This window comes from Rhodococcus sp. ACPA4, from assembly GCF_002300185.1.
GTDB lineage: Bacteria > Actinomycetota > Actinomycetes > Mycobacteriales > Mycobacteriaceae > Rhodococcus_F > Rhodococcus_F globerula.
Genome location: NZ_NSDY01000001.1, coordinates 3,951,668 through 3,975,123 on the forward strand (window position 1 = coordinate 3,951,668; position 23,456 = coordinate 3,975,123).

General features: G+C 62.0%; 26 protein-coding genes. 16 read left to right on the plus strand and 10 right to left on the minus strand.

What is annotated here, in order from left to right:
- Positions 1-22: 22 nt before the first annotated feature.
- Positions 23-1,096: a VIT1/CCC1 transporter family protein gene (locus CJ178_RS17980; protein ID WP_095887283.1), complete on the minus strand. Its 1,074-nt coding sequence runs from the start codon at positions 1,094-1,096 to the stop codon at positions 23-25.
- 116 nt (positions 1,097-1,212) lie between these two features.
- Here CJ178_RS17980 and CJ178_RS17985 point away from each other — a divergent pair, with 116 nt between their 5' ends.
- Positions 1,213-1,848 (plus strand): DUF4232 domain-containing protein, encoded by a 636-nt coding sequence (locus tag CJ178_RS17985; protein WP_045065294.1) that lies wholly within the window; start codon positions 1,213-1,215, stop codon positions 1,846-1,848.
- 3 nt (positions 1,849-1,851) lie between these two features.
- Here the strand turns inward: CJ178_RS17985 and CJ178_RS17990 are convergent, their stop codons facing one another.
- Genes CJ178_RS17990 through CJ178_RS18000 form a run of 3 tightly spaced genes read right to left on the minus strand, consistent with a single transcriptional unit; the run spans position 1,852 to position 4,207 of the window.
- The gene (locus CJ178_RS17990; RefSeq protein ID WP_045065296.1) at positions 1,852-2,928 is read right to left on the minus strand and encodes an ABC transporter permease; all 1,077 of its coding nucleotides are present in this window, start codon (positions 2,926-2,928) and stop codon (positions 1,852-1,854) included.
- On the minus strand, positions 2,925-3,794 hold the full coding sequence (locus CJ178_RS17995; RefSeq protein ID WP_095887284.1) for an ABC transporter ATP-binding protein: 870 nt from the start codon (positions 3,792-3,794) through the stop codon (positions 2,925-2,927). Before CJ178_RS17995 ends, CJ178_RS17990 begins: the two co-directional genes overlap by 4 nt.
- Complete coding sequence (locus CJ178_RS18000) at positions 3,791-4,207, minus strand: GntR family transcriptional regulator (RefSeq protein WP_033233505.1); 417 nt, start codon at positions 4,205-4,207, stop codon at positions 3,791-3,793. The genes CJ178_RS17995 and CJ178_RS18000 overlap by 4 nt, the downstream gene beginning before the upstream one ends.
- A 307-nt stretch (positions 4,208-4,514) precedes the next feature.
- On the opposite strand from CJ178_RS18000, the gene CJ178_RS18005 reads away from it, so the two are divergent.
- Genes CJ178_RS18005 through cobU form a run of 4 tightly spaced genes read left to right on the plus strand, consistent with a single transcriptional unit; the run spans position 4,515 to position 8,624 of the window.
- Entirely contained in the window at positions 4,515-5,477 is a 963-nt protein-coding gene (locus CJ178_RS18005) for an ABC transporter substrate-binding protein (protein WP_092804331.1), read from the plus strand.
- 8 nt (positions 5,478-5,485) lie between these two features.
- Positions 5,486-6,520 carry a FecCD family ABC transporter permease gene (locus CJ178_RS18010; protein WP_045065301.1) on the plus strand — a complete coding sequence of 345 codons (1,035 nt, stop codon included), beginning with the start codon at positions 5,486-5,488 and terminating at the stop codon, positions 6,518-6,520.
- Positions 6,517-7,305, plus strand: a complete 789-nt coding sequence (locus CJ178_RS18015) for an ABC transporter ATP-binding protein (RefSeq protein WP_045065303.1) — start codon at positions 6,517-6,519, stop codon at positions 7,303-7,305. The genes CJ178_RS18010 and CJ178_RS18015 overlap by 4 nt, the downstream gene beginning before the upstream one ends.
- A complete protein-coding gene (gene cobU, locus CJ178_RS18020) occupies positions 7,305-8,624 on the plus strand; it encodes a bifunctional adenosylcobinamide kinase/adenosylcobinamide-phosphate guanylyltransferase (protein WP_095887285.1) in 1,320 nt (439 codons plus the stop codon). The genes CJ178_RS18015 and cobU overlap by 1 nt, the downstream gene beginning before the upstream one ends.
- A gap of 4 nt (positions 8,625-8,628) precedes the next feature.
- Here cobU and CJ178_RS18025 read toward each other — a convergent pair whose 3' ends face one another.
- Positions 8,629-9,414, minus strand: a complete 786-nt coding sequence (locus CJ178_RS18025) for an IclR family transcriptional regulator (RefSeq protein ID WP_095887286.1) — start codon at positions 9,412-9,414, stop codon at positions 8,629-8,631.
- Positions 9,411-10,949, minus strand: coding sequence for an APC family permease (locus tag CJ178_RS18030; protein WP_095887287.1), 1,539 nt, complete (start codon positions 10,947-10,949; stop codon positions 9,411-9,413). The genes CJ178_RS18025 and CJ178_RS18030 overlap by 4 nt, the downstream gene beginning before the upstream one ends.
- Positions 10,950-11,279: 330 nt before the next feature.
- On the opposite strand from CJ178_RS18030, the gene CJ178_RS18035 reads away from it, so the two are divergent.
- The 9 genes from CJ178_RS18035 (at position 11,280) to CJ178_RS32815 (ending at position 18,193) form a co-directional block, all read left to right on the plus strand.
- Complete coding sequence (locus CJ178_RS18035) at positions 11,280-11,870, plus strand: MauE/DoxX family redox-associated membrane protein (RefSeq protein ID WP_045065313.1); 591 nt, start codon at positions 11,280-11,282, stop codon at positions 11,868-11,870.
- 43 nt (positions 11,871-11,913) lie between these two features.
- On the plus strand, positions 11,914-12,522 hold the full coding sequence (locus CJ178_RS18040) for a redoxin domain-containing protein (RefSeq protein WP_045065315.1): 609 nt from the start codon (positions 11,914-11,916) through the stop codon (positions 12,520-12,522).
- 77 nt (positions 12,523-12,599) lie between these two features.
- Complete coding sequence (locus tag CJ178_RS18045) at positions 12,600-13,271, plus strand: methylamine dehydrogenase light chain (protein WP_033233846.1); 672 nt, start codon at positions 12,600-12,602, stop codon at positions 13,269-13,271.
- Positions 13,268-14,587, plus strand: a complete 1,320-nt coding sequence (locus CJ178_RS18050; RefSeq protein ID WP_095887288.1) for a hypothetical protein — start codon at positions 13,268-13,270, stop codon at positions 14,585-14,587. Before CJ178_RS18045 ends, CJ178_RS18050 begins: the two co-directional genes overlap by 4 nt.
- Complete coding sequence (locus tag CJ178_RS18055) at positions 14,584-16,173, plus strand: multicopper oxidase family protein (protein ID WP_095887289.1); 1,590 nt, start codon at positions 14,584-14,586, stop codon at positions 16,171-16,173. The genes CJ178_RS18050 and CJ178_RS18055 overlap by 4 nt, the downstream gene beginning before the upstream one ends.
- Before the next feature lie 28 nt (positions 16,174-16,201).
- Positions 16,202-16,546 (plus strand): cupredoxin domain-containing protein, encoded by a 345-nt coding sequence (locus CJ178_RS18060; RefSeq protein ID WP_045065322.1) that lies wholly within the window; start codon positions 16,202-16,204, stop codon positions 16,544-16,546.
- Positions 16,546-16,869, plus strand: coding sequence for a cupredoxin domain-containing protein (locus CJ178_RS18065; protein WP_095887290.1), 324 nt, complete (start codon positions 16,546-16,548; stop codon positions 16,867-16,869). Before CJ178_RS18060 ends, CJ178_RS18065 begins: the two co-directional genes overlap by 1 nt.
- Before the next feature lie 48 nt (positions 16,870-16,917).
- On the plus strand, positions 16,918-17,754 hold the full coding sequence (locus CJ178_RS18070; protein ID WP_095887291.1) for a methylamine utilization protein: 837 nt from the start codon (positions 16,918-16,920) through the stop codon (positions 17,752-17,754).
- 214 nt (positions 17,755-17,968) lie between these two features.
- The gene (locus CJ178_RS32815; protein WP_095887292.1) at positions 17,969-18,193 is read left to right on the plus strand and encodes a hypothetical protein; all 225 of its coding nucleotides are present in this window, start codon (positions 17,969-17,971) and stop codon (positions 18,191-18,193) included.
- Positions 18,194-18,400: 207 nt separating this feature from the next.
- On the opposite strand, the gene CJ178_RS18080 is transcribed toward CJ178_RS32815, so the two are convergent.
- From CJ178_RS18080 to CJ178_RS18090, 3 genes are all read right to left on the minus strand, one after another.
- Entirely contained in the window at positions 18,401-18,766 is a 366-nt protein-coding gene (locus tag CJ178_RS18080; protein ID WP_033233540.1) for a VOC family protein, read from the minus strand.
- 93 nt (positions 18,767-18,859) lie between these two features.
- The gene (locus tag CJ178_RS18085; RefSeq protein ID WP_257013250.1) at positions 18,860-19,189 is read right to left on the minus strand and encodes an orotate phosphoribosyltransferase; all 330 of its coding nucleotides are present in this window, start codon (positions 19,187-19,189) and stop codon (positions 18,860-18,862) included.
- A 271-nt stretch (positions 19,190-19,460) separates the two neighbouring features.
- Positions 19,461-20,288 (minus strand): mycofactocin-coupled SDR family oxidoreductase, encoded by an 828-nt coding sequence (locus tag CJ178_RS18090; RefSeq protein WP_095888029.1) that lies wholly within the window; start codon positions 20,286-20,288, stop codon positions 19,461-19,463.
- 186 nt (positions 20,289-20,474) lie between these two features.
- On the opposite strand from CJ178_RS18090, the gene CJ178_RS18095 reads away from it, so the two are divergent.
- Both CJ178_RS18095 and CJ178_RS18100 read left to right on the plus strand, forming a co-directional pair.
- Positions 20,475-21,068 carry an acyl-CoA-like ligand-binding transcription factor gene (locus tag CJ178_RS18095; protein ID WP_257013251.1) on the plus strand — a complete coding sequence of 198 codons (594 nt, stop codon included), beginning with the start codon at positions 20,475-20,477 and terminating at the stop codon, positions 21,066-21,068.
- 129 nt (positions 21,069-21,197) lie between these two features.
- Positions 21,198-22,397 carry an AI-2E family transporter gene (locus CJ178_RS18100; RefSeq protein WP_095887294.1) on the plus strand — a complete coding sequence of 400 codons (1,200 nt, stop codon included), beginning with the start codon at positions 21,198-21,200 and terminating at the stop codon, positions 22,395-22,397.
- Positions 22,398-22,426: 29 nt separating this feature from the next.
- On the opposite strand, the gene CJ178_RS18105 is transcribed toward CJ178_RS18100, so the two are convergent.
- On the minus strand, positions 22,427-23,443 hold the full coding sequence (locus CJ178_RS18105) for a zinc-dependent alcohol dehydrogenase family protein (RefSeq protein WP_095887295.1): 1,017 nt from the start codon (positions 23,441-23,443) through the stop codon (positions 22,427-22,429).
- Positions 23,444-23,456: the final 13 nt, after the last annotated feature.

A 23,456-nucleotide genomic window follows, 5' to 3' on the forward strand; every position in this document is an offset into this window, starting at 1 on the left:
GTGCGGCCTCGAGGCCGGTGCTCTACAACGATGTCCCGAACAGCATTCCGAGTAGATATGTTGCCGCCGCGGCGCCGTAACCGATGGCAAGCTGACGGAGCGCCCGCTTGAAAGGCGGCCCGCCGGAGAGCAGTCCGACAACAACGCCGGTGCCCAGAAGGGCAATACCCACCAGCAGCGAAGCCACAATCAGGGCCGTCACACCTTCCAGCCCGAACAGGTACGGCAGCACGGGAATGATTGCGCCGGAGGCAAAGAAACAGAAGCTGGCGGCTGCAGCTCCCAAACCGGTGCCGACAGACTCGTGAGTGTCTTCGACATCTGTCACACCGAAGTTGTTGTGCTTCAGGACCTCCGCCGCTCTCACTTCGGCTTCCTCTGCCGTCATACCGCGGGCTCGGTACACCAGAGCCAACTCGTTGGCGTCGACGTCGAGCAATCCGACGGCATCGCGCGCCTCGGTACCCGGTGTGGACGCTTCCAACAATTCACGTTGCGAGCGGACGGAAACGTATTCACCGGCACCCATCGACAGTGCGCCTGCAAGCAGTCCGGCCATGCCGGTGAGCAACACGATCTGATTCGAGACGCCACTACCACTGATACCGAGAACCAGGGCCAAGTTACTCACCAGACCGTCGTTTGCGCCGAACACGGCCGCGCGGAAGGTCCCCGAAAGCCGATTGCGCCCACGAGTTGCCAGCGCGCGCACCACTTCTTCGTGGATCTTCTCGTCGGCACCCATCGAGGCAGTTGCATCCGCGTCGTTCGGGTAAGGCGATCGGGTCTCTGCACGTTGAGCGAGCGCAAGAACGAAAACCGAGCCGAATCGTCGGGCGAGGAACCCGAGGATACGAGTGCGTATGTCGCCGGGCATCGGCTTTCCGACGTGTTCGCCGAGGAGGGCACGCCAGTGTGCCTCGTGCCGACCCTCAGCTTCGGCGAGCGCAAGGAGGATCTCGCGTTCCTCACCGGTGCGCCGCCCTGCGAGGTCGCGGTACACCGCGGCTTCTGCCTGCTCGTCGGCGAGATAGCGTCGCCAGCGCTTGATGTCATGTGGGTCGGGATCAGGCCTCGCGTTCGGAACTGTCGGCATCGAATCTCCTCACGTTCGGTGCGTGAAATGGCGCACTCAGTTGCCGCATTCCCGCACATCCCAGCCATGATTCGGATATACCGGACACACATGTCGGCTGGCCGGAGGAGCGAACCATGAATCCCACAGTAATACGTCGGATCGTCCTGCTCGCAGCACCGCTGACCGCAATTGCCCTCGTCAGCGGTTGCGGATCCGACAGCTCCGACACAGCCACCAGCACTACTGTTCCCACCACTACCTCGGCGCTACCGACATCCGCAGCGCCCGGCCCGGCTCCGGCAACAACTACGCACGCGACCCACTCGGCAGCATCGAGTACACAGGTCAGTCCTGAGAACTGCACGGTCGCAGAACTCAGCGTCACCCTCGGACAGGCAAGCGGCGCCGCCGGTTCCACCGAACTACCGGTGGTCTTCACCAACACCAGCACGCGCACCTGCACCCTCGACGGGTTTCCCGGCGTTTCCTACGTAACCGGCGCAGACGGCAGCGAGGTGGGCGCAGCGGCAACGCGCACTGGCTCCGGATCTGCGGTCTCCCTCGCACCGGGTTCCGCTGGAACCGCCTTGGTTCGCGCCACCAACGTCGAGAACTATCCGGCCGACCAGTGTGGTGTCACCGACGTCGCCGGACTACGTGTGTACCCGCCCAACTCCTACGATGCGGTGTTCCTCCCCTACCCCACCGAGGGTTGCTCGATGACCGGCGCGAACATCAATCAGCTGAGCGTCGCACCGGTCACCGGCTGAGCATTACGGCTTGAGGCGTCGTAGACCCCAGAGCGCGGGGATCAAGAACAGTCCCGAAAGAACGAGAGTCAGAGCAGCTTCCGTCAACTGGAATCGGCGGAACTGATCGGCCGAATGGTAGCGGACCTCGTAGTGGTCTGCTCCTTGCTCGTGCAAGCAGACCTCCATGTCCCGATCCTGCTGGGCCAAGACCGCCTCCATACGAACGTCGTACTGGGCGCCGGTCTCCTCGGACCGCTGTTCGTACGGGTCGTTCCCGTCGTCCGATCCACTCCAGGTGCATTCGTCGTAGCGAACGTCCACAAAATTGCCTTGGATATCGACGTAACCCTGCTCGATTTCCCAATTCAGTCCGGGAACAAATGCACCTTCAACAGCCGTGTAAATTCTTCCCCCGGACAGGGGTGACTTCTCGATCCCCACCGGCGCGTAGTGCGGCCTGGCAACAAACTGAAACATCACCAGTACACCAACTACGCCGACCATAGTCAGCGCCATTGCACCGATCGAACTCCGCACCAGCAACGCGAGAGCCGCGCCAAGAATCAGAGCCATGAATGTGTATGCACCCAAGGCTAATCCGCTGGACTGAAAGAAAGGATACGACAGGTTCGGTTGGTCGACGAATGTCGCTCGGCCGGCAACAAATGCGAAGTTGCTGTTGGCGGGCAGCCTCCGAGTCCACTCCAACACGAAACCGAGCAACGCAGCAGCGACGGTCAGCGGAACAAAGACAACCAGCACTCTGGTCCAGAACCAGCGAGCCCGGCTGACCGACTGGGTAAGCCCCAACACATGTGTTCCCTGCTCGATATCCCGGGAAAACACTGTTACACCAACCAATGCTCCCAGGAACACCGGCAGCATCGTTGCAATGAGAGTGGTCGCGGTCAGAGCAGTTTCAGCCGCACAGATCGCCGTTGTGTTGCCGAAACAACCGAAAAACGATCCGAAGGGGCGGCCACTGCCGTCGCTCTTGATAATTGCACCACCGACCAAGCCCGTAAGCGCGAGCACCGCAATGATTCCCAGTGAGACAATGAGCGACGTTCGATGGTGCCGCCAGGTAACCCAGATCATGCCGACACCTTCGCTTCCGCACTCAGATGCCCGAGCACCAGGTCGTCCAGAGTTGCATCGTCGACAGTCCAACCTGGTAGTTCATTCGGTCGACGACCGGCCACGAGGTGGGAATTTCGGCGCAGCCCGACATCGGTGTGAACAACAGTGCCACCACCCACCACGTCCGACGGATCGCCATCACCAACCAATACGTAATGGGCTGAGACCAATTCATCCAACGATCCGGAGAGTCGAGCATTGCCGTCGCCGAGAAGAAGTAACCGATCCGAAATATCTGCCAATTCGGAAATGATGTGTGAAGACAATAAGACGGTTGTGCCGTGCTCTGCGACATCTTCGAGCAGCGAGGTGGCGACAGACCGCCTGGCAAGGGGATCCAGATCTGCCAACGGTTCGTCGAGAAGCAACAGCTTCGGCCTACGTCCGAGCGCCAAAGCCAGTGCCACCCTGGTTCGTTGACCGGGAGAGAGCGTCTTGGCCTTCGCATCGAGCGGAATGTCCGCACGTTCCACCAAGGCAAGCGCGTACTTCGCATCCCAGCTGTCATTGGTGTAGGCGCCGAACCGAAGTAGTTCCGCGACAGTGAATTTCGGGTACAGCGGTTTATGCTGGGCCAGATAGGCCAGGCCCGGGCTGATGCCGTCACGACTCGGAGCGGCGCCGAGTACGGAAATCGCGCCGTGATCCGGCGTCGTCAATCCCACTGCCAAGGACATGAGTGTCGACTTGCCGGCGCCGTTGACGCCGACAAGCGCGGTGATGCTCCCTGCCTCGACTTCGAAGGTGCATGCGTCGAGCACCTTCTTGCGCCCGAAGCGCTTGTCCACGTCAGCCATGGTGAGCGCTGATTCTTGCTCGGTCACGATGTCTCCCCCTCACTCTCGGACGAATCAGATTTGACGAACTCACGCTCGAGTTCCATGTCGACCAGTGCCTCGATATCCGTGCGCTCGAGGCCCGCCGCCACTGCGTCACGCACCCATCGAGAAAGCTCTGCCCGCAGAGCGGAGTTCTCCGCCATTCCCGGCTTCGCGAGCGACTTGGTCACGAACGTCCCCAACCCCGGCCGCGGCGCAACAAGACCGTCGCGCTCGAGTTCCTTGTAAGCCTTCAGAACAGTGTTGGGGTTGATGGCAAGAGCCCCCACAACATCCTTGGCGGTAGGCAGACGGTCACCGACCTGTAGGTCACCGAGCCGTAGTGCCTGCTTCACCTGGACGACCAATTGCACGTAGGTGGGAATGCCGGATCGGCGGTCGATACGGAAGTCGATCATCCGAACCCTTTCACTAGTTCATTAGTGGAATAGATATTTACCGTGCCTTTGCCGCTCGAGTCAAGAGCGGCCGCCCCTGTAAAGTGCAAATGCCCCGGGTTTCCGGGGTGCCACGCTGCTTGTGAAGTCCGGTGAAAGCCCGGCACTGTCGACGCAACTGTGAAGTTGTCCGTGTACCCACGGATGAACGAGTCAGGTCACCCAGCCTCGTGGCGACACGATGGTCCTCGGACGAAGGACGCTCGTGCAGCCCAGCCCTCCGGCCGCGCCGCATGGCGACTTTCTCCGCACTGATGGAGGGGTGGCTGTGAACATTCGGCCGACACGCACGTTCCGATCGATCTTCGCGGCACTGGCGGTGAGTACGGCGCTGTTGGCCGGTGCCTGCAGCAGTTCCACCACCTCCGACGCCCCCACCACGTCAGCGGTCTCCGACGGCTCATTCCCTGTGACGGTGGAATCCGGTCCCACCGGTTCTGGCACCGACATCACGATCGCGGCGCGTCCGACGTCGATCGTCTCACTCAGCCCCAGCGCTACCGAGACACTGTGGGCTGTTGGCGCGGGCGATCAGGTCAAGGCCGTCGACAACCAGTCCGACTACCCGGCCGGTATCCCGGTCACCGACCTGTCCGGCTTCTCGCCCAACGTCGAAGCCATCCTCGGCTACGCACCGGATCTGGTTATTGCATCCGACGACATGAACGACCTCGTGTCCGGGCTTCAGAAGGCAAAGGTGCCGACTCTCCTTCTGCCGGCGGCAACGAGCATCGACGACGTCTACGCACAGATCGAGCGCGTCGCGATCGCAACCGGCCACGAGGAAGAGGGTGCCGAGGTGGTCAGTGACATGCGCACCGAAATCGACGCAGCGGTGGCCAGCGTTCCGGCCCGCGAGCAGCCCCTCACGTACTTCCACGAACTCGACTCCTCGCTCTACACGGTGACGAGCACAAGTTTCATCGGCCAGATCTACGGTCTGTTCGGCATGAAGAGCATCGCCGACGCAGCCGCTCAGGGCGATTACCCGCAGCTTTCGGCCGAGTTCGTGGTTCAGGCCAACCCTGATCTGATCTTCCTGGCGGACTCGCAGTGCTGCGGTGTCACCGCGGAAGCTGTTGCAGCGCGCCCCGGTTGGAACGGGATGAAGGCTGTGACCGGCAACCAGATCCACGTACTCGACGAAGACCTGTCCAGTCGATGGGGACCCCGCGTCACCGACCAGGTGAAAGCTGTTGCCGCGATCGTGGCGCAGGTTCCGACGGCCTGAGTTCTCTGATGCACAAAGCCGGTCTCGCGAACCATCGAACCACCGCGCTGGTCGGTGCCGCACTCATTTTATGCGTGTCACTGTTGATCGGCGTTCTGGTGGGACCGGCAGGCCTTACCCCTGATCGGGTCATTCTCGAACTGCTCGACGGGATTCCGGGCGTCGATATCGATTCCGGGCTGACCGTTCAACAGCAGGCAATTCTCTGGCAGATCCGACTTCCCCGCGTAGTCCTGGGTGCCTTGGTGGGCGCGATGCTGGCCGTTGCGGGAGCCGCATATCAGGGTGTGTTCCGAAATCCGTTGGCCGATCCGTATCTTCTGGGAGTGTCCAGTGGTGCCGGACTTGGCGCAACGTTGGCTATCGTCTCCGGCGGGGCTGTGGGAATGTTCGGAATCCCCATGGCTGCCTTTGTCGGTGGCGTTCTAGCCGTGTTCATCACGTACGCTCTGGGCCGCAGTATCGGCGGCGCCCAGAACGCGGTCGTCATCATTCTGGCCGGCGTTGCGGTGGCCGCGTTCACCAATGCCGCGCAAACTTTTGTGCAGCAACGGTTCGACGATTCACTGCGCGAGGTCTATTCGTGGTTGCTCGGCGGTCTGTCGACGGACGGTTGGTCGGAAGTTCTTGTTGTGCTGCCGTACGTGATTGTGGCCTCGGCAGTCATCCTGATTCACCGTCGAGTACTCGACGTCATGGCAGTTGGCGACGTGGAGGCAGCCAGTCTCGGTGTGGATCCCGCCCGCTCTCGACTCGTCCTGGTTCTTGCGGCAACTCTCGGAACAGCAGCAGTGGTCAGTGCCAGCGGCCTCATCGGCTTTGTGGGAATTGTTGTTCCCCATGCCGTTCGACTGGTCGCAGGACCTTCGCACCGACTGCTTCTCCCGCTGTCGCTGATGCTGGGCGCAGCGTTCCTCGTCCTCACCGACGTTGCCGCCCGATCATTGATGTCCCCCGCCGAACTTCCCATCGGCGTTGTGACAGCCATGATCGGCGCCCCGTTCTTCCTGCTCGTCCTACGCCGCAGTCGGGTGTCGGCATGACCGAGTTTGCCGTTCACTGCCAGGACCTTCGGGTTGTCCTGGGCGGCAACAACGTTGTCGACGGCATCGGACTCGACGTTGCAGAGGGTGAATGGGTTGCCGTCGTGGGACCGAACGGCGCCGGGAAAACCACGCTGATGCATGCGCTCGCCGGGTTGATTCCGTCTGCCGGCCAACTCACCGTCTCCGGCCGTAACCCTCGAGATGCCGGTCGCAAAGCCATGTCTCAAGTTGTCGCGCTGATGCCACAACGGCCAGTAGTGCCGGAAGGCGCAACGGTCACCGAACTTGTCGCGCTCGGCCGAACTCCGTATCTGCGACGCTTCGGCACGGAGACCGCCGCCGATCGCATGGTGATCAACAACGTCATTCAGCGCCTGGACCTCACTGAATTTGCCGATCGCCGGGCTACCGAACTGTCCGGCGGTGAATTGCAGCGAGTAGTGCTGGCCCGAGCGCTCGCGCAGGAACCGAAAGTGCTGCTCCTCGACGAGCCCACCAGCGCCCTCGACATCGGACACCAGCAGCAGGTCCTCGATCTTGTGGAGGCAATGCGCTTGTCGGACAACATCACCGTGATTGCCGCGATGCACGATCTCACTCTCGCGGGGCAGTACGGATCGCGCATCGTCTTGCTCGATCGGGGCCGCGTGGTGGCAGACGGACCACCGGCCGACGTTCTACGTTCCGACCTCCTCGGCGAGATCTACGGCGCCCGCGTCGAGGTTCTCGATCGACCGAGCGGACCCGTCGTGGTACCGATCCGCGAGAAGGACGGCCGCTGATGGAACTGCTGATGCTGGGTACCGGCGCCGCCGACGGTTGGCCCAACCCCTTCTGCGAGTGCACATCCTGCACCGCCGCACTGGCAAGCGGCACGGTTCGAGGGCACACAGCGGCCCTGCTGGACAATCGAATCCTGCTCGACTGCGGCCCCGAAGTACCACGCGCCGCTTCGCGATCCGGCCGCACCCTTGCCGGAGTCGAACACATCCTGCTCACTCACTCGCATCCCGATCATCTCGGCCCGATGGCGCTGCTCTTCCGGTCATGGGCCGATCGCACCGAACCACTGCAGGTACTCGGACCTCCTGACGCCCTTGATCTCTGCCGCGACTGGGTGGGGCCACACGACCCGGTCACCTTCACACCGCTTGTCGCCGGCCAATCGATCACACTGGGTACCTATGACGTTCGTGCTCTCGAAGCAACACACGAAGTTCCGACCCTGCTCTACGACATCACCGACCAAGCCGGCGCCCGCATCTTCTGGGCCACCGACACCGGGCCCCTCGCACCGTCGACAATCGCCGAGCTCGCAAACGCCTCGTTCGACGCCCTATTCCTCGAGGAAACCTTCGGATTCAAGACCGATCATGGCACCGGGCACCACGATCTGCCCAGCTTCGCCCGGACGGTCGCCACACTGCGCGAAATCGGCGCGGTCACAGACAGAACCGACATCGTGGCCGTCCACCTCGGCCACCACAACCCGCTCGCACACGAACTCTCGACAGCACTAGAACAGTGCGGCGCACGAACCGTTCTCGACGGCACAGTGCTGCGCATCGGCTCCCGCGCGCGTGGCCGAACTCTGGTTACCGGTGGCGCCCGGGCGGGCAAGTCCACCTACGCCGAAGCATTACTGTCCGGATACCGGCACGTCACATACATCGCCACCGGAGATCCGCATGACGACGATCCCGACTGGACGGAAAGGGTAGCGTCACATCGCGCGCGGCGGCCGGCAACCTGGGCAACGCTCGAAACCGTCGATGTAATCGAAATACTCTCCGGCGCAAGCGACCCCATCCTGCTCGACTGCCTGGGTACCTGGCTGACCGCACGGATGAATCGCCACGATGCCTGGCTGGACGGCAACACCGCTGCGGTTCGCGAAGACATCGATCAGTTGCTAGCGGCCTGGAAGTCCTGCCCCGTCCCGATCATTGCAGTCACCAACGAAGTCGGCAGTGGAGTTGTTCCGGAAACCAAGTCCGGTCGTCTCTTTCGGGACCTGCTCGGCCTACTGAACGCCCGGATCGCCGATGCGTCCGAGTCGGTTGTCTTGATGACCGCGGGACTACCCACCCGTCTACGCTGACATCTCAGATCAGCCCGGTCAGACGCCGCGCGCAATCGAGGAGAAAGCCCACCAACTCTCGATCCTCCACAGTGACACGTTCGCACGAACCCTGGATACACAATCCGCCGGCGACCAGGTCGGCATGATCGCGAATGGGCACCGCTAACGCCGACCGCCCGAGCCGGGATTCCTGATTCTCGAACGCGAACCCCTGCAATCGAACCGAACGCAACTGCTCGGCCAGCATGGCACGATCATCGATCGTGAATTCGGTGAGTCGACGTAGTTCCAAATCGACAACGAGCCGCTCGTCGTAGGCCAACAGAAGTTTGCCCAGCGCATTTGCATGGATGTTCTTCGAAAGCGTGGTTATCCCGATGATCTCGTGATCAGGGTCCTTGTCGATGAATCGGAGTCGCCCGGCGTTGAACGACGCAACATGCAATCCGTATCTCGTGTGGGTACGCATGTCTTCGACTTGTTCGTGCAGCGACGGCGCCGGGCCACTCGTTGTTGCGGCATGCGACAACTCAGCCGTCCGACGCCCCAACGCAAAGCCGGACAGGTCAGGTACCCGCACGAGAAAACCCTCTGCCACCAACAGATTCAGCATCCGATACGCCGTGGCCGATGGAACTCCCGCGAAAGTGGCGATCTCCTTCGCGGTTGTTCCCGGTCCTAGATGCGCAACCGCCTCGAGCATCCCGAGCGCTTTCTGAACCGCTTTGGGTTGCTGCCCGCTGAAGTGCGATTCTTCGCTGGTCTGTTTGCCGACTCTGGTGCCGGTGGTGGCGCGGTCGGCGCTCACTCGCCCCACTCCGGTAGGTCGCGGTCCGCGGCAGAACGATCCGGCACCAGGCGTCGTCGACCGTCGTCGCCGATAAGGAGTGTTCCGGCCCCAGGCAGGAGGTCCGCAGTTTCAAGGCTGTCGAAAGCTCCTACCGCCGTGAGACTCTCAGGCCGCACCCGCCGGAGAATTGCACTCCAGATCACTCCGGATGCGGCAAGCGCTCCAGCGGCACACGGTAGCGCCCAGATTCCGTGGACGGCACCGTCGAGAATGATGTACACAAGCAAACCGGCCCCGGCGACGCTGACCGACAACGTGCACACACGCGTCACCGCTGTGTGCTCGCCGATTCGGTTCAAGAACTTCCAGGACGCAAAGGCCACCAACGTGTACGCGCACACGAGGGCAATTTCCACCACTCCGTCGAAAGAACCCGAATCATCTCTCACCGCATCGGAGAACAGAAGAACGCCGACTGTGCTGACGGAGACAAACGCGAGGACCGCAATGTAAGGGGTTCGGAATCGACGGTGCATCCGGGCGAGCGATGACGGCAGCACCCGTTCGACGCCCATGGAGTACAACAACCGCGAACCCGCTTGCGCGCAGCCGAGAGTGCATGCCAGCCACGAGCACGTCATACCGACCTTGACGGCCAGAACCACCCCGGCGCTGGCACCGGATGCCGTCCCCTGGAAGTACGCCCCGACGATGGTTGCGCCATGCCCCGTCATCGCCGCCCACGCGGCAAAGACGAATAGTAGCCCGCAGATGATCGGCGAAATCAGCACTGTGCGTGTGACGGTGATCAACGGGCGCTTGGCCTCTGGACCGAAGAATGCTGCACTCTCGAATCCGGCCATACTCAGAACAGTCAACATCGCCAGAAAAGGCACCACGCTCAAAGACTGATTCGGCAATGACACGGTGGTTGTCGTATCGGTACGGGTTGCCAGCATCACCGCGATGATCAAGATCAACGAACAGCTTTCGATCACCAGAATCGCGCGGGTCGCAAACCGAACTCCACGCACCGCGATCCACGCAACGATGAGGGCGATCAGTACAGTCACGACTACCGTCGAAAACGGCCCGCCTACATCGGTGCCGATGAGCGAAATCGTATCCAGCAGACTGGGAACCGCCTGGGCCAACACCGATATCGAGATACCGAGATACCCGACGACCAACGCGGCTCCGACTAAAAGCGCACTTCGGGTTCCGGTACCTTGGAAGACAAAGCTGTAGAGCGAACCAGCCGCCGCCAGCCTGCGGGTGAAATGCGTGATGCAGAGCGCAACCAGAAAAACTGCCGACGTTGTCGCGGCGATGGCGGCCAAACCTGCGTACCCAGGGCTGTACGTGATCATCCACAATGCGATGAACACCATTCCCGTAGCCGGTGCGATGGTCGACAACGACTGTCCGAGAAGATCGATCGGCGTCAGCCGCCGCCGACCCAGACCGCGCAACGGCGAGTACACCGGCTCGCCGTCCTGATCCGCACTCTGTGCCCGCGCGAGTGCCGCGCGCAACGCCGCCGTCACGGCCATGTCTCACCGTCCGTCCGATATCCGATTCACCGATTTCGGTCAAGTTAGTCCGCATTTGTTTCCGGGCAGTTTCCACCGTGGCGCGCAGTGACGATCCAAGTGGGAATCCGCGCGCTCGAGGTCTCGCCCGCTGGCCCTGCCACAGCTCCGAACCATGTCGATCCCGTGCCGAAGAAACCTACTGACCTGCACAAATATCGATTCTCACCGGCGGTGCGCATTCCCAGTTGCGTATCCCCCGGACGTATCGACACCGAAGCATGTTCGCCGCATCACCAGTACAGGATGTGTCCCACACACCAGCGCTTGCCGACCTGAAAGGGAGGAATCATGGACTTCACCATCGCTGCCGTATCGGCGATCATCGGGTTTGTCCTACTGCTCGCCGGCATCCCCAAGCTGACGGACTACGACGGTGTTCTGCGTTCGGTACGTGGATACAAAGTCCTTCCGAGCGGGCTCGAAGGACCGGTTGCCCGGGCACTTCCCATCGCCGAGACCGTGGCGGGCGCACTTCTCGTGACCGGCATCGCCCGGCAGTGGGCGGCCGGGGTTGCCGCACTCATGTTCGCGTCGTTCTTTGTCGGCCTTGTCGTCAACCTTGCTCGCGGACGACGCGACCTCGACTGTGGTTGCTTCGCATTCGGCATCGGCGAGATCCCGCGTATCGGATGGTTCCACGCGGTACGTGCCGGAATCCTTGCCGCTGCGTCACTCTCCATCCTGGCAATCGGCAGCGCCGCGGGCGCGGGCGCGCAAGCAACAGCTGCCACCCTCGCACTCCTCCTGGTGCTGGCCGGCGTCGCCATCGCACAGATCCGATCCGTCGTTCATTTCGGCAAGCGCCCCGTCGACGACTACCTCTCGAGTGCTTCCGTCCGACTGCGTGCCGCCGGCGCCACGTCTCGGTACGGCGTTTGACCTTCTCCCTATTCACCGACTGCGCAAAGGCAGGACTTCGACGATGACTACTTTTCTACTCGTAGCGACCGTGATTCTCGTGATCGCCGTGGCCGTACTGTTCTTGATGGTTCTCGCTCTCGCCCGTGAAATCGGCCGTGTGCAGGTGCGTCTCGGACCACTCGGTGCCCGAATGATGGATACCGGTCCCAAGGTCGAACAGGTTGGGCCGTCGTTTGCCGGTTTGATCGACCAGGAAGGTCGAACCGTCGGAGTTGGTGGTCATCGAGACAAGGCTCAGCTCCTGCTGTTCACAGCACCGAGTTGCTCGACCTGCAAGAGCCTGCTTCCCGGCGTGCGGGCAATGGCCCGAGCCGAATCCGACCTCGACGTTGTCATCATCTCCGACGGAACCCCCGAGGAACACCGAGAGTTCTTGGCCGGCAGCGGCATCGGTTCCGAGCTCAGCTACATCGACGCTCGTGACGTCGGCATCGCCTACCAGGTGGGCACCACTCCGTACGGCGTGATTCTCGACGAGCACGGCAAGATTCGCGGCAAGGGCCTGTGCAACCACATGGCTCAGGTCGAGAGCCTGCTCAACGCACTCGAGTCCGGCACCCCCTCACTCCAGCACCTTCATGCGCAGGCTAAGTCGGGCAGCGCGGCCTGATCACCCTGAGTTCTGCTCGTTCCTCTTCACGAATCAGGAGAAATTTGTTGGACGACAATGCGTTTCCACAGCACAACATGACAGAGAACCGATATCCGGTAGACGAGGCAACCGTTCAAGCGCAGGCCGAATGGATGGCAGGCCAAGGTGGTTCACTGACCAGCCGCACCGGCCGCAAGCTCTCCGAACGCGTCTCGCGGCGGTCGATGATCAGCCGAATCGGCAAGTGGACCATGGGAGTATCCGGCGTAGCGCTGATCAGCACCTTGCCCGTCACTCGTACCGCGTTTGCTCAAGAAGCCGCGCCTCCCGCTCCGGCACCGGGCCCGGAACCGCTTGTTCCCGTGTACGACGGCAAGGATCCCGCGGAATGTGAATACTGGCGCTGGTGCAACATGGACGGCACATCCTGCGCTGCCTGCAACGGCGGCGGTGTCACCACGTGCGCGCCCGGCAGTAAGCCAGGCGCCGAGTTCTGGGTTGGCTGCTGCACCAATCCCGATACCGGAAAGACCTATCTGATCGCGTACTACGACTGCTGCGGTGCGCCTTCGTGTTCCAACGCCTTCTGCGGCGAGCCGGACATGCAGGCAGTGATGTACAACCCGGTTTCCGGCAGCTACGACCAGGAAATCATCTGGTGTGTCTCCGACGAATCGCAGGCGTACACCTGCACCATGGCTCCCATCATCGGTGAGGACTGCCAGACCCGTCCGGCTGCACGCCCCAAGGTCGGTGCCGGATCATGAGCAGTTCACGAATCCGAAAGCTCGCCCGTCCCGCCGTCGCAATACTGCCTCTCACCGTTGTGCTCGCACTGGCCGGTTGCAGTTCGTCCGACAACGACGAACCGTCCAGCGCAGGTGATGTCACCTATCCCACCGTCCCGTTCACCGCTCCGGGTGAGGGCATTTCGCTCGGTCACGACGATCAGGAAATCGGTGACACCATTCCCGAACCCCTGCACGTCGGGTCGATCGTTCCGATTGCCGCTGACCGACTCCTCGGCGTCGAAGGTGGATTCGGTCAGCTCGAGCTCAGCGTCAACGTCATCGATCCGAAAACCGGTGTGGCCGAGAGCCGTATCACAGTCGGACCCGGCATCTGGGATCCCGTCATCCACGGATTTGTCGGGGACTCCGACGATGACCCAGCGGTGCTCGCCGCCGAAGTGTGGCGTCCCCGAGGTTCGCGTGGGGCAGCCGATTTCACGGTCAGCACCTACTCCGGCAACCTGCTGGAGCCGGCCGAGGTCATGCTGCCGGATGTCGCACGCGTGCATTCGCGTGCCGGCTCCAATGCCGTCACCTCCGACGGCAAGTTCTTTGTCACTTGGGACGACGGCTTGTACGGCATCCGTGTTGTCGACTTGGAGAAGCAGGAGGCGACCGGCGCCCTCCAGATCGTCGGATGTGGACCGTTCACCTGGATGGTCGGACACGAGCTTTACAGCGTGTGCGAGGACACCCGCGAGCTGCTTCAGGTCACAATCAGCGACGACGGAGTCCCCACCGAGACCGCCCGATCCAAGGTCTTGCCCGACGACTTCGTCTCCACTCGCAAGGTGACGTGGGCGGCCGACGCACAGAAAGCGTTGTTGGTCAGCGAGAACGGTGACGTCTTCGTCTTCGACTTCTCGAACGGACTACCCAAGGAAGCCGTCAAGCCCATCGGAAATGCGGGCCAGGATTCCGGACGCTTCTCCGAGAACCTCATCAATGCGGATGCAACGCGTCTGGCAATCGAATACACCGACAGCGCAATTCACCCGGACTCCGCTCGCGGTGGTTCGATCGTGAAGATCGATCTCTTCGACGCGGCTACGTTCGCCCCGATCAAGAGTCTTTCTCTGGCCGACCTCGGCCTCACCGATATCGGAAGCACCGCCTTCTCAGTTGACGGTGCAACGTACTACGTGCTCGGCACCGGACCGGAGGTAGAAGGCTCCGCTCCGCAGAAGATCGTGGGCTACAACGCAACCACCGGTGAGCAGGTCAGTTCCGTGGATATCTCGGGCAATGTCGGTGATGTCACCGGGTTGATCACACCAGAAGTACTTCGATGAGTCGTCCCGGATCCGGTGTAGTGATGGGCCGGCGCCGCTTCCTGAGTCTGGGAGCACTCGGCGCCGGGGCAATCGGGCTCGGCGCCGTGGGAACGATCGCCGGATGCAGTTCCACTGCAGCAACTCCGACGCCGCTGACCGATCTCGACTTCATCATGCCCACCGACCCCGAAGTTGCTGCTGCAGAGTCGGCACGAGCCTGGAACGGAACCACCGCCGCGTTTGCCTTGGCAGCCGGATTCTCGACGGTTGATCTCGGCGGACGCCTCGTGGACACATGGACGTACGGTGGCGCTGCTGTCGCTCCGGAACTTCGGCTGAAATCCGGTGACCGGGTGAACGTCTCCGTCCAGAACAACCTCGATGCCGAAACCACGCTGCACTGGCACGGAATTCGAATCCGCAACGACATGGACGGCGCGGCACCCACCACGCAGGCTCCCATCGCGGCGGCTTCGACCTTCGACTACAACTTCGTCGCCCCGGATCCGGGAACGTACTGGTACCACTCGCACAGCGGACTACAGGCAGACCGCGGACTCTTCGGCGCCATGATCGTCGAGGACCCGAACGACTCCAGTGGGGCCGACGCCGATGCCGTTCTGGTACTCGACGACTGGATCGACGGATTGGGTACCACACCGGATTCCATACTGATGGCACTCAATCCGGCAATTGCCGGCGGCCACGGCGGCCACGGCGGAGCCGCATCAACACCCGTTGAGCACACCGAAGGTGACATGGCAGTTGCGCAGCAGTTGGTGAGCGCCGGCCATGGTTCGTCCGAGCCTTTGGGCGGCATGACACAACACATCGCGTATCCATTGCACTTGATCAACGGGCGACCGCCCAACGATCCAGCTGTGGTGACCGCTGCGCCCGGTTCGACTCTGCGACTACGAATCATCAACGCGGCGGCCGAAACTCCGTACCGGTTTGCCGTGGCCGGGCATGAGATGACGATCGTAGCCACCGATGGCTTCGACGTGGAGCCGACTCCCGCCGACGCCATCATCGTCGGAATGGCTCAGCGCTACGACGTACTCGTGACGGTCAAGTCGGGAACATGGCCGGTGGTCGCCAAGGTCGAGGGCCGCGACGGATACGCGTCGACCGTCCTGCGCAGCACCGACGCGTTGGCACTCTCGAATCCGGATGTGGGTGGTGTGATCTCGGAGTTGGGTGGCCGTTTGGTGCTCGAAAGCGCTCTCCGTCCCGCGGCATCCACACGCCTCGAGACGAAGTCACCCGATCGCGACTACCACATCGAGTTGATCCAAGCCGGAGATCGTTACGTGTGGGGTATGGCCGGTGCCGATGCGGGCAAACTCGTGATGAAACAGGGTGAACGCGTTCGGATCACGATGAAGAACACGTCCACCATGTGGCATCCCATGCACACTCACGGCCACACCTTTGCGGTACCGGATTACGGCGGGCTTCGCCGTGACACCGTCAACGTGCTACCAGGCAGCGAACTCGCCATCGAGTTCGACGCCGACAACCCCGGCGAGTGGATGTTCCACTGCCACAATGCCTACCACTTCGAAGCCGGAATGACGGCAAATCTGCGTTACGTCCGCTGACAAGTAAGAAGAATCGAGAGGACCTCTCATGAAGAAGCTCGTTCCCGCTTTCCTCGCCGCTTGTGCGGCTTTGAGTCTCACCGCCTGCAGCAGCGACAGTTCGGCGTCGGACGAACCCGCCGTCGTGATCGAGGTGAAGAACATGGCCTACACACCGGCGTCGGTCACCATCGAGAAGGGCCAGACCGTCGAGTGGAAGTTCGACGACGGCGGACTCCCCCACGACGTGGTCGGTAACGGTGAGCTCGAAGGGAAACTGAAGAGCGAGTTGCTCACCGAGGGAACCTTCTCGTTCACGTTCGACGACGCCGGTACCTTCACCTACCACTGCACGCCCCATCCGATGATGGTCGGCACCGTGATCGTTCAATAGTGAGGAGGTGGATCGCCGGCTTCAGCCTTGCCGTCGCGGCAACGTGTGTTCCCGCGTGCGGCACAGAAGGTCCCGCCCCCGACGTCGTGGTCGAGATCAGCAATGTTCAGTTCAGTCCGATGGACCTCACCGTTGAACATGGCGGCACCGTCGAGTGGCGTTTCGACGACGGCGGACTTCTGCATCATGTGGAATCACCCGGACTGTTCGACAGTGGCATCACCGGAGATGGCACCTTCCGGCACACGTTCGAGAGCGCCGGCGTCTACGAGTACTCGTGCTCCGTGCACCCGTACATGATCGGAGTCATCACAGTGTTGTGACTACTGGCTCATCATTTTTCGTGAACTACATACATTTTGGAGGATCTGATGACTACCGTTCTCTCACACGGCCCACTCCAGACCGATGTCCCTGACATTCGGCCGACCCTTCAAGGCTCAGTCGGCACGGCTACTCGCGCCAGCCTCATCGCCGCAGGTGCTGCGGCGGGTGCCGGCATTGCACTCGTGGCCGCACCTTCTGCGACAACAGCTTTGACCACTGCGGTTGTCGGAGCCGGACTGGTCACCTCACTGGCCGCCAACTGGTCGACCTGCGGAATGTCGGTTGCCGGAGTTGTTGCCGCTCCGAAGCAAGCTGACCGTAAGGGATCGTCAACTCCGGTACGCCGACTCGGTTGGCATGCACTGGGTTCCGTCACGACAGGTGCCGTCACCGGCGCCCTGATCGGCGCTCTCGGCGCGGCGGTGTCCGGTTTCATTCCGATCGGCTGGGCGTTGGGCGCCTGGGCTGTTGTGGCACTTGCGTACGGTCTGCACGAGTTGGGTGTTCTCACGATGCCGACTCCGATGCGGCGCCAACAGCTTCCGCGCCATCTGCGGCGCACCATGGCGCCGTGGAAGGTCTCACTGATTTTCGGCGCTATCATCGGGCCCGGATTCCTGATCTTCATCCGCTCGAGTGCGTACTACCTCCTTGCACTCGGTGTTATCGCCTCGGGCTCACCGGCTCTCGGCGCTGCACTGTTCACCGTTGTCTCCCTCGGCCGCTGCATGCCCAGCCTCGCGGCAATCGTGCACACCAATCGCGGTGGCTCGATGCCCGGTTTCCTCTCGGTCATGTGCGTCGTAGACCGTCGGGTGCAGAGCATCACGGGCGCCGCACTGATCGCACTGGGAGCATTTGCTGCTTTCGCGTTGGTCTGAGTTTCCGTCGAAAGTAGTGTGGCCGGTAAGCATTTGCTCGCCGGCCACACTGCGGTCCGGAGATTCGTACCAGAGACGAGGCTTGCCTCAGTCCGAGAGGAGGACAATCGGTGTCGCTTCGGGAGTTCTCCAACTCTCAGATCGAACGCATTGACGTCGCGGCCGCAGCCTATGGTCGGGACGGCCCATTCCCGAAGCAGAAGCACGTGAGCGGTTGGCTGCCGAATTCATCGTGCCGGACGACGGCTACCTGGCGTTCATCGGCAGATGGGGCGGGTGCTACGTCGAGGTGTCCGTCCACGCCTGGGATCAGAGTTCACTCCTCGGGACAACCACGTGCCTGGAACTCACAGCCCGTGCGCGCGATGACTTCGGCGAGATCAGGCGCGGATGCGCCGTCATACCCAAGCCGTCCTTGTTCTCGCGCGGCGGCGGTTGAATGTGTTGTGGGCGATGGTCCGTGACAAAGTGGTCTATTTGCCAGGACCAACTGCCGCATTGGCCGCGTAGATAACTTCTGAAGCGATCAGTAACAGACCCGAATGGACTGTGTTCTGGCCCGCGTCCATTCGTAAGCCGTATCAAGCTTTGTCGCTATGCGGCAGGGACACCCGTCGACTGGTGCGGGTGCGATGTGAGCAGTGACTCAATCGAGACAGAACTCATTACCTTCGACATCTTGCATTACGAGGCATGACTCGTTGTAGCCATCGGCGCGCAGTAGTCGCACACGTACCGCACCGAGTGCGATCAATCGTGCGCATTCGGATTCGAGCGCGGCCACGCGTTCTTCGCCCACGAGTCCCGTACCGACTCGCACGTCGATATGTAGTCGATTCTTGACAACCTTGTTTTCAGGAACGCGCTGAAAGTACAGGCGCGGACCTATACCCGAGGGATCGATACATCCCGATCCGTTGCGCTCGTAACCTAATACTTCGCACCAGAATTCCGCTACGCGCTCAGGCTCCTCACAGTCGAAGGTGACTTGAATCTTCTTGATCGATGCCATCGGATCACAGTAGAGGCGGGTCTCTTCGTTTGCACGTTCTTTATCGCATGGTTCGCGCTAGACGTGAGCTGCGGTGAGAATTTCGTGAATCCGTCACCTTAGTGATCGAGTGTCGAATCCAAGAACTCTTTGGTGAATACCGATCGCGCACAGAACTACCGAAACATCAGCGCCCAGCTCCCGAAGGGCGAGAGCTGCGTTCCTGACCGCACCGCCAGTGGTGATGACATCTTCGACCAGGGTGACAGTCTTCCCTGCGACGTCGATTCCCTCTGCCAGCTTGTTGGTTCCGTACGACTTCGGTTCCTTACGGATAAAGACCGCCGGTAGACCGGTTGCCTGGCTGAGCATAGTGACGATCGGGATACCGCCCATTTCCAGTCCGCCGAGTATTTCGGTGTGTTGTGGAACCAACGGGGCCATGCTGTCGGCGATGCGACGTAGAAGATCCGGGTCGGTTTCGAATAAGTATTTGTCGAAGTACTCGGAAGCGGTTATTCCGGAGCGGAGAGTGAACTTGCCCGTCAGGCGGCGTGTGGAGGGGCAGATCTATCTCCCAGTTTGGCGGCATGTGCTCGCATACAGGTCCTTCGTATCTGCATCGCCTCCGGCTCAGCCAGACGGAACGGCCCGCAGCCGTGCTTGACAAAACCTATTGAGATTCCCTTCAAGTGTTATGGGCTCGAGCCGTCGGCTAGAGCTGACCACCCGCGTCGACGGTGTGTGTGGTTCCCGTGACATAGCGTCCGCTGTCTCCGACGAGGTAGAGCACGGCTTCGGTGATGTCGGATGATTCGAGCGCCGGCACCGGCAAGGTGTTGAGCGTCAATGCGGCTTCCTCGAAGTCAGCGCGTGTCGGCGCGGCGAGGTCCGGCCGGAAGAGCTTGTAGGTGGCGTCGTTGAGGATCATGTCGGTCGCCACGGTGGTGGGATGGATGGTGTTGACTCGGATATTCTGCGGCGCAAGTTCTTTGGCGAGCACCTTCATGAACCCGACCAGACCCGCCTTAGCCGCTGAGTAATGCGCGGTATTCGCGTTCGCTTTCAGAGCGGCGAGTGAGCTCGTGATCACCACAGAGCCGCCCCGACCACCCGCGACAATATGCGGCACCGAAGCGACACAGGTCTTCCACACTCCGGTGAGATTGATATCGATCATCGTCGACCAGGTTTCCTCGGACATCTCGAGCGTCGGAGCAGGCACCGAGATACCGGCATTGGCGAGCACGATGTCGAGGCGGCCGAGCTCATCGACACCGGCGTCGACCACTGCTTTCAAGCCGCCGAGGTCCCGGACGTCGACTTCGCGGGCAACAATGCGACGACCGAGGGCTTTGACCGCACGCTCGGTTTCCGCGAGGTCGTCCGCCGTGGCGGTCGGATACGGCACTGTGTCGACCTGGCGACATACGTCTATCGCGATGATGTCGGCCCCTTCTTGCGCGAGCCGTAGCGCATGGCTGCGCCCCTGGCCCCGTGCAGCACCGGTGACGAATGCAACCTGACCATCGAATTGCCCCATCACAGCAAACCTTTCGGCACATGTGGCACCGACCTTCAGCGGTGCCGCGTCGTACAACCGAGGTTATGTCAGTCGATGCCAAAACATGGCGTTTTGAGAAAACTCACCACCCGGGCGATACGGGTAACCCGCCCAAGCCCGAAGGCCGACGCCATGGCCGGGCGAACCTGGAACGATGGACGCGTGATGAGTACCGACAACCGAATCGACCGCGGTGGCAGGCCGGCGGCAACAACCGCGCACCACCTCGCCGCCGTCGCCCAGAGACTGTTCGTCGAACGCGGCTTCGACCGAACCAACGTCGAGGACATCGCGCACGAAGCGGGAATCAGCACTCGAACCTTCTTCCGATACTTCCCGACCAAGGCCGACGTCCTGTGGGTCGAATCGGACGCCGAGATCAGTCGGCTGCGACAAGCACTGGCCGACAGCACCGCGACCGAACCGTACGAAGCAGTCTTGGTGCGCGCCGTAGTCACCGCCATGGCTTTCCCCGACGACCAGATCGAATGGGCCAGACACCGCGCCCAACTGGTCCTTACGGAACCCGCCGTGCAAGCGCAGGCATCGCAGCGCCACACGCGGTGGCGAGCCGCTGCCACCGAATTCGTCAGCGCTCGCACCCCCGACGATTTCTTCCCGATTGCGGTGGGACACGCAGTACTCGCCGCCACACAATCGGCCCACGAGTACTGGGTCGCGCATCCAGAGACGCAACTCGCCGATCAGCTCGAACGTGCACTGCTCCTGCTCCTCCCACCCCTACCCACAGCGGTCTAGCTCGCATCGGCCTTGGAATCGAGATCCAATGCTCGGCTTGAATTACCTCCGCTCGAGGTAAACCACCAGGACAGCGCAGCGAAATAATTGTCCGTCCCGCTGGGCGCACCTCGAGATGCGGAGGTTCCGATGCCCGAGCTCGACAACAACTCACCGCCCACGGGCGGAGGTGCAGAACCTGCTCACGGCGACGTAGTCGGGCAACCCCATACCTCCGCCGAGGGGCAACCGATCATCGCTGCAGAACAAGACGCTGCCCGAATCAGCTCACCCGCCCACCCGCTGGGTGAGCCCGGACCGAGCTTCGACCGCAAGTCTCCGTTCATGATCGGAATGGCCGCAGCCGCGGGAGTGGCCGTCACGTACGGCGGGATCGAGTTACTGATCGCAGCACACGGCGTACTCGTCCTCATTGTCATCGCCGCGTTCCTCGCAGTTGGCCTCGAACCCGTCGTGTCTTGGTTGGTGCAACACCGAATTCCACGTTGGGCGGCTGTGACCGTGGTCTTTCTCGCGGCCTTCGGCATGCTCGCCGGTTTCCTCGCTGCCGCGATACCCCCGATCGTCACCCAAGGCAGCGCACTCGTGGACAACGCCCCTGGCTACCTGCACCACCTCCAAGAGCGCTACCCCGCCATCGACGAACTCAATTCTCGATTCCATCTTCAGGACAAGCTCCAGCAGACGATCGGTGGCGAAGGTGTCCCGGATGTCGTCGGCGGGATCCTCGGTGCCGGTAAGTTCGTGTTCAGTGCGATCAGCGGAACCGTCATCGTGGTTGTCCTCACCGCCTACTTCCTCGCCAACTTCCCCCGAATCCGCGCCTCGCTCTACCGCCTGGCACCCCACTCCCGCCGCCCGCGGACCATCCTGATCGGCGACGAGATCTTCGCCAAGGTCGGCGGATACGTCCTCGGAAACATCCTGATCTCGCTCATCACCGCCATTCTCACCTTCATCTGGCTGATCACCTTCGGCGTTCCATACCCGCTATTGCTCGCCGTACTGGTCGCAGTACTCGACCTGATCCCGATAGTCGGATCGACGCTCGCCGGAATCGTCGTAGCACTGGTGGCTTTGACTGTGTCACTACCTATTTCGCTCGCCACCGTAGCCTTCTTCATCATGCTCCGACTCGTCGAGGACTACGTGCTCGTGCCGCGCATCATCGGCCGGACCGTCCAAGTACCACCCCTGATTACGGTCGTTGCTGTCCTGCTCGGCGGGGCTCTGCTCGGAATCGTCGGCGCACTGCTCGCCATCCCGATCGCTGCCGCGATCTTGCTACTGGCCCGCGAAACACTCCTCCCCCAGCTGGACCGTCGATAATCTGCCGGGGTTGTTTCGAACTCCTGCGTTCACGGAATAAGCATGGTCTTGATGGAGCGTCGCTCGTCCATGGCCGCATATGCGTCGGCGACCTGATCGAGCGGCAGAGTCAGATCGAAGACCTTGCCCGGCTGGATGTGCCCGTTCCAGACGCGGTCCAGAAGATGGTCGAGGTATGCCCGCACCGGTGCAGGTCCACCGCGCAAACCGACGTTCTTCCAAAACATGTGCCGCTGAGGAAGATCCGCGACATGGGGAACGCCGACCCAGCCAACCATGCCGCCAGGGCGCGCGGACCGCAGGGCCTGCTCGACGGAATCGTGAGTACCGACGCACTCGAGCACCGAATCTGCTCCGATTCCGGATGTGAGTTCCTTGACCCGCTCGACGCCGTCGTCGCCGCGCTCGGCAACGATCTCGGTGGCGCCGAATTCCAGTGCGAGACGCTGCCGATCCTCATGGCGGCTCATCGCGATGATCCTCTCCGCGCCCAGTTCCGCTGCTGCAAGTACACCGGAGAGGCCCACCGCGCCGTCACCCACAACCACGACCGTGCTTCCCGGCTTGACGCCTGCGCTGACCGCCGCATGCCAGCCGGTACACATGACATCGGAGAGCGCCAGGATGTTCGGGATCATCGCCTCGTCCGGCAGTTCGGGGGTGGCGACGAGTGTTCCGTCGGCATTCTGGACGCGGATCAGCTCTGCCTGGCAGCCGTCGTATCCGGTGCCGTGGAGGCAATTCGCGTGTGCGCCGACTTTGCACAGCGCGCAGGTGTTGTCGCTGGTCAAGAATCCACCGACCACAAACTGTCCGGGCTTCACGGTGGTGACGTCGCTGCCAACCGCTTCGACGATGCCGACGTACTCGTGGCCGATGGGCGTCGGCTTGGTGACCTCCGCGATGCCACGATATCGCCACAGATCCGAACCGCACACGCACACTGCCACTGTGCGGACTATCGCGTCGGTGGGCTCCACGATCACGGGATCGGGTCGGTCCTCGAAGCGGATGTCATTGGGACCGTAGATAATTGTGCCGCGCATGAATAACTCCTTC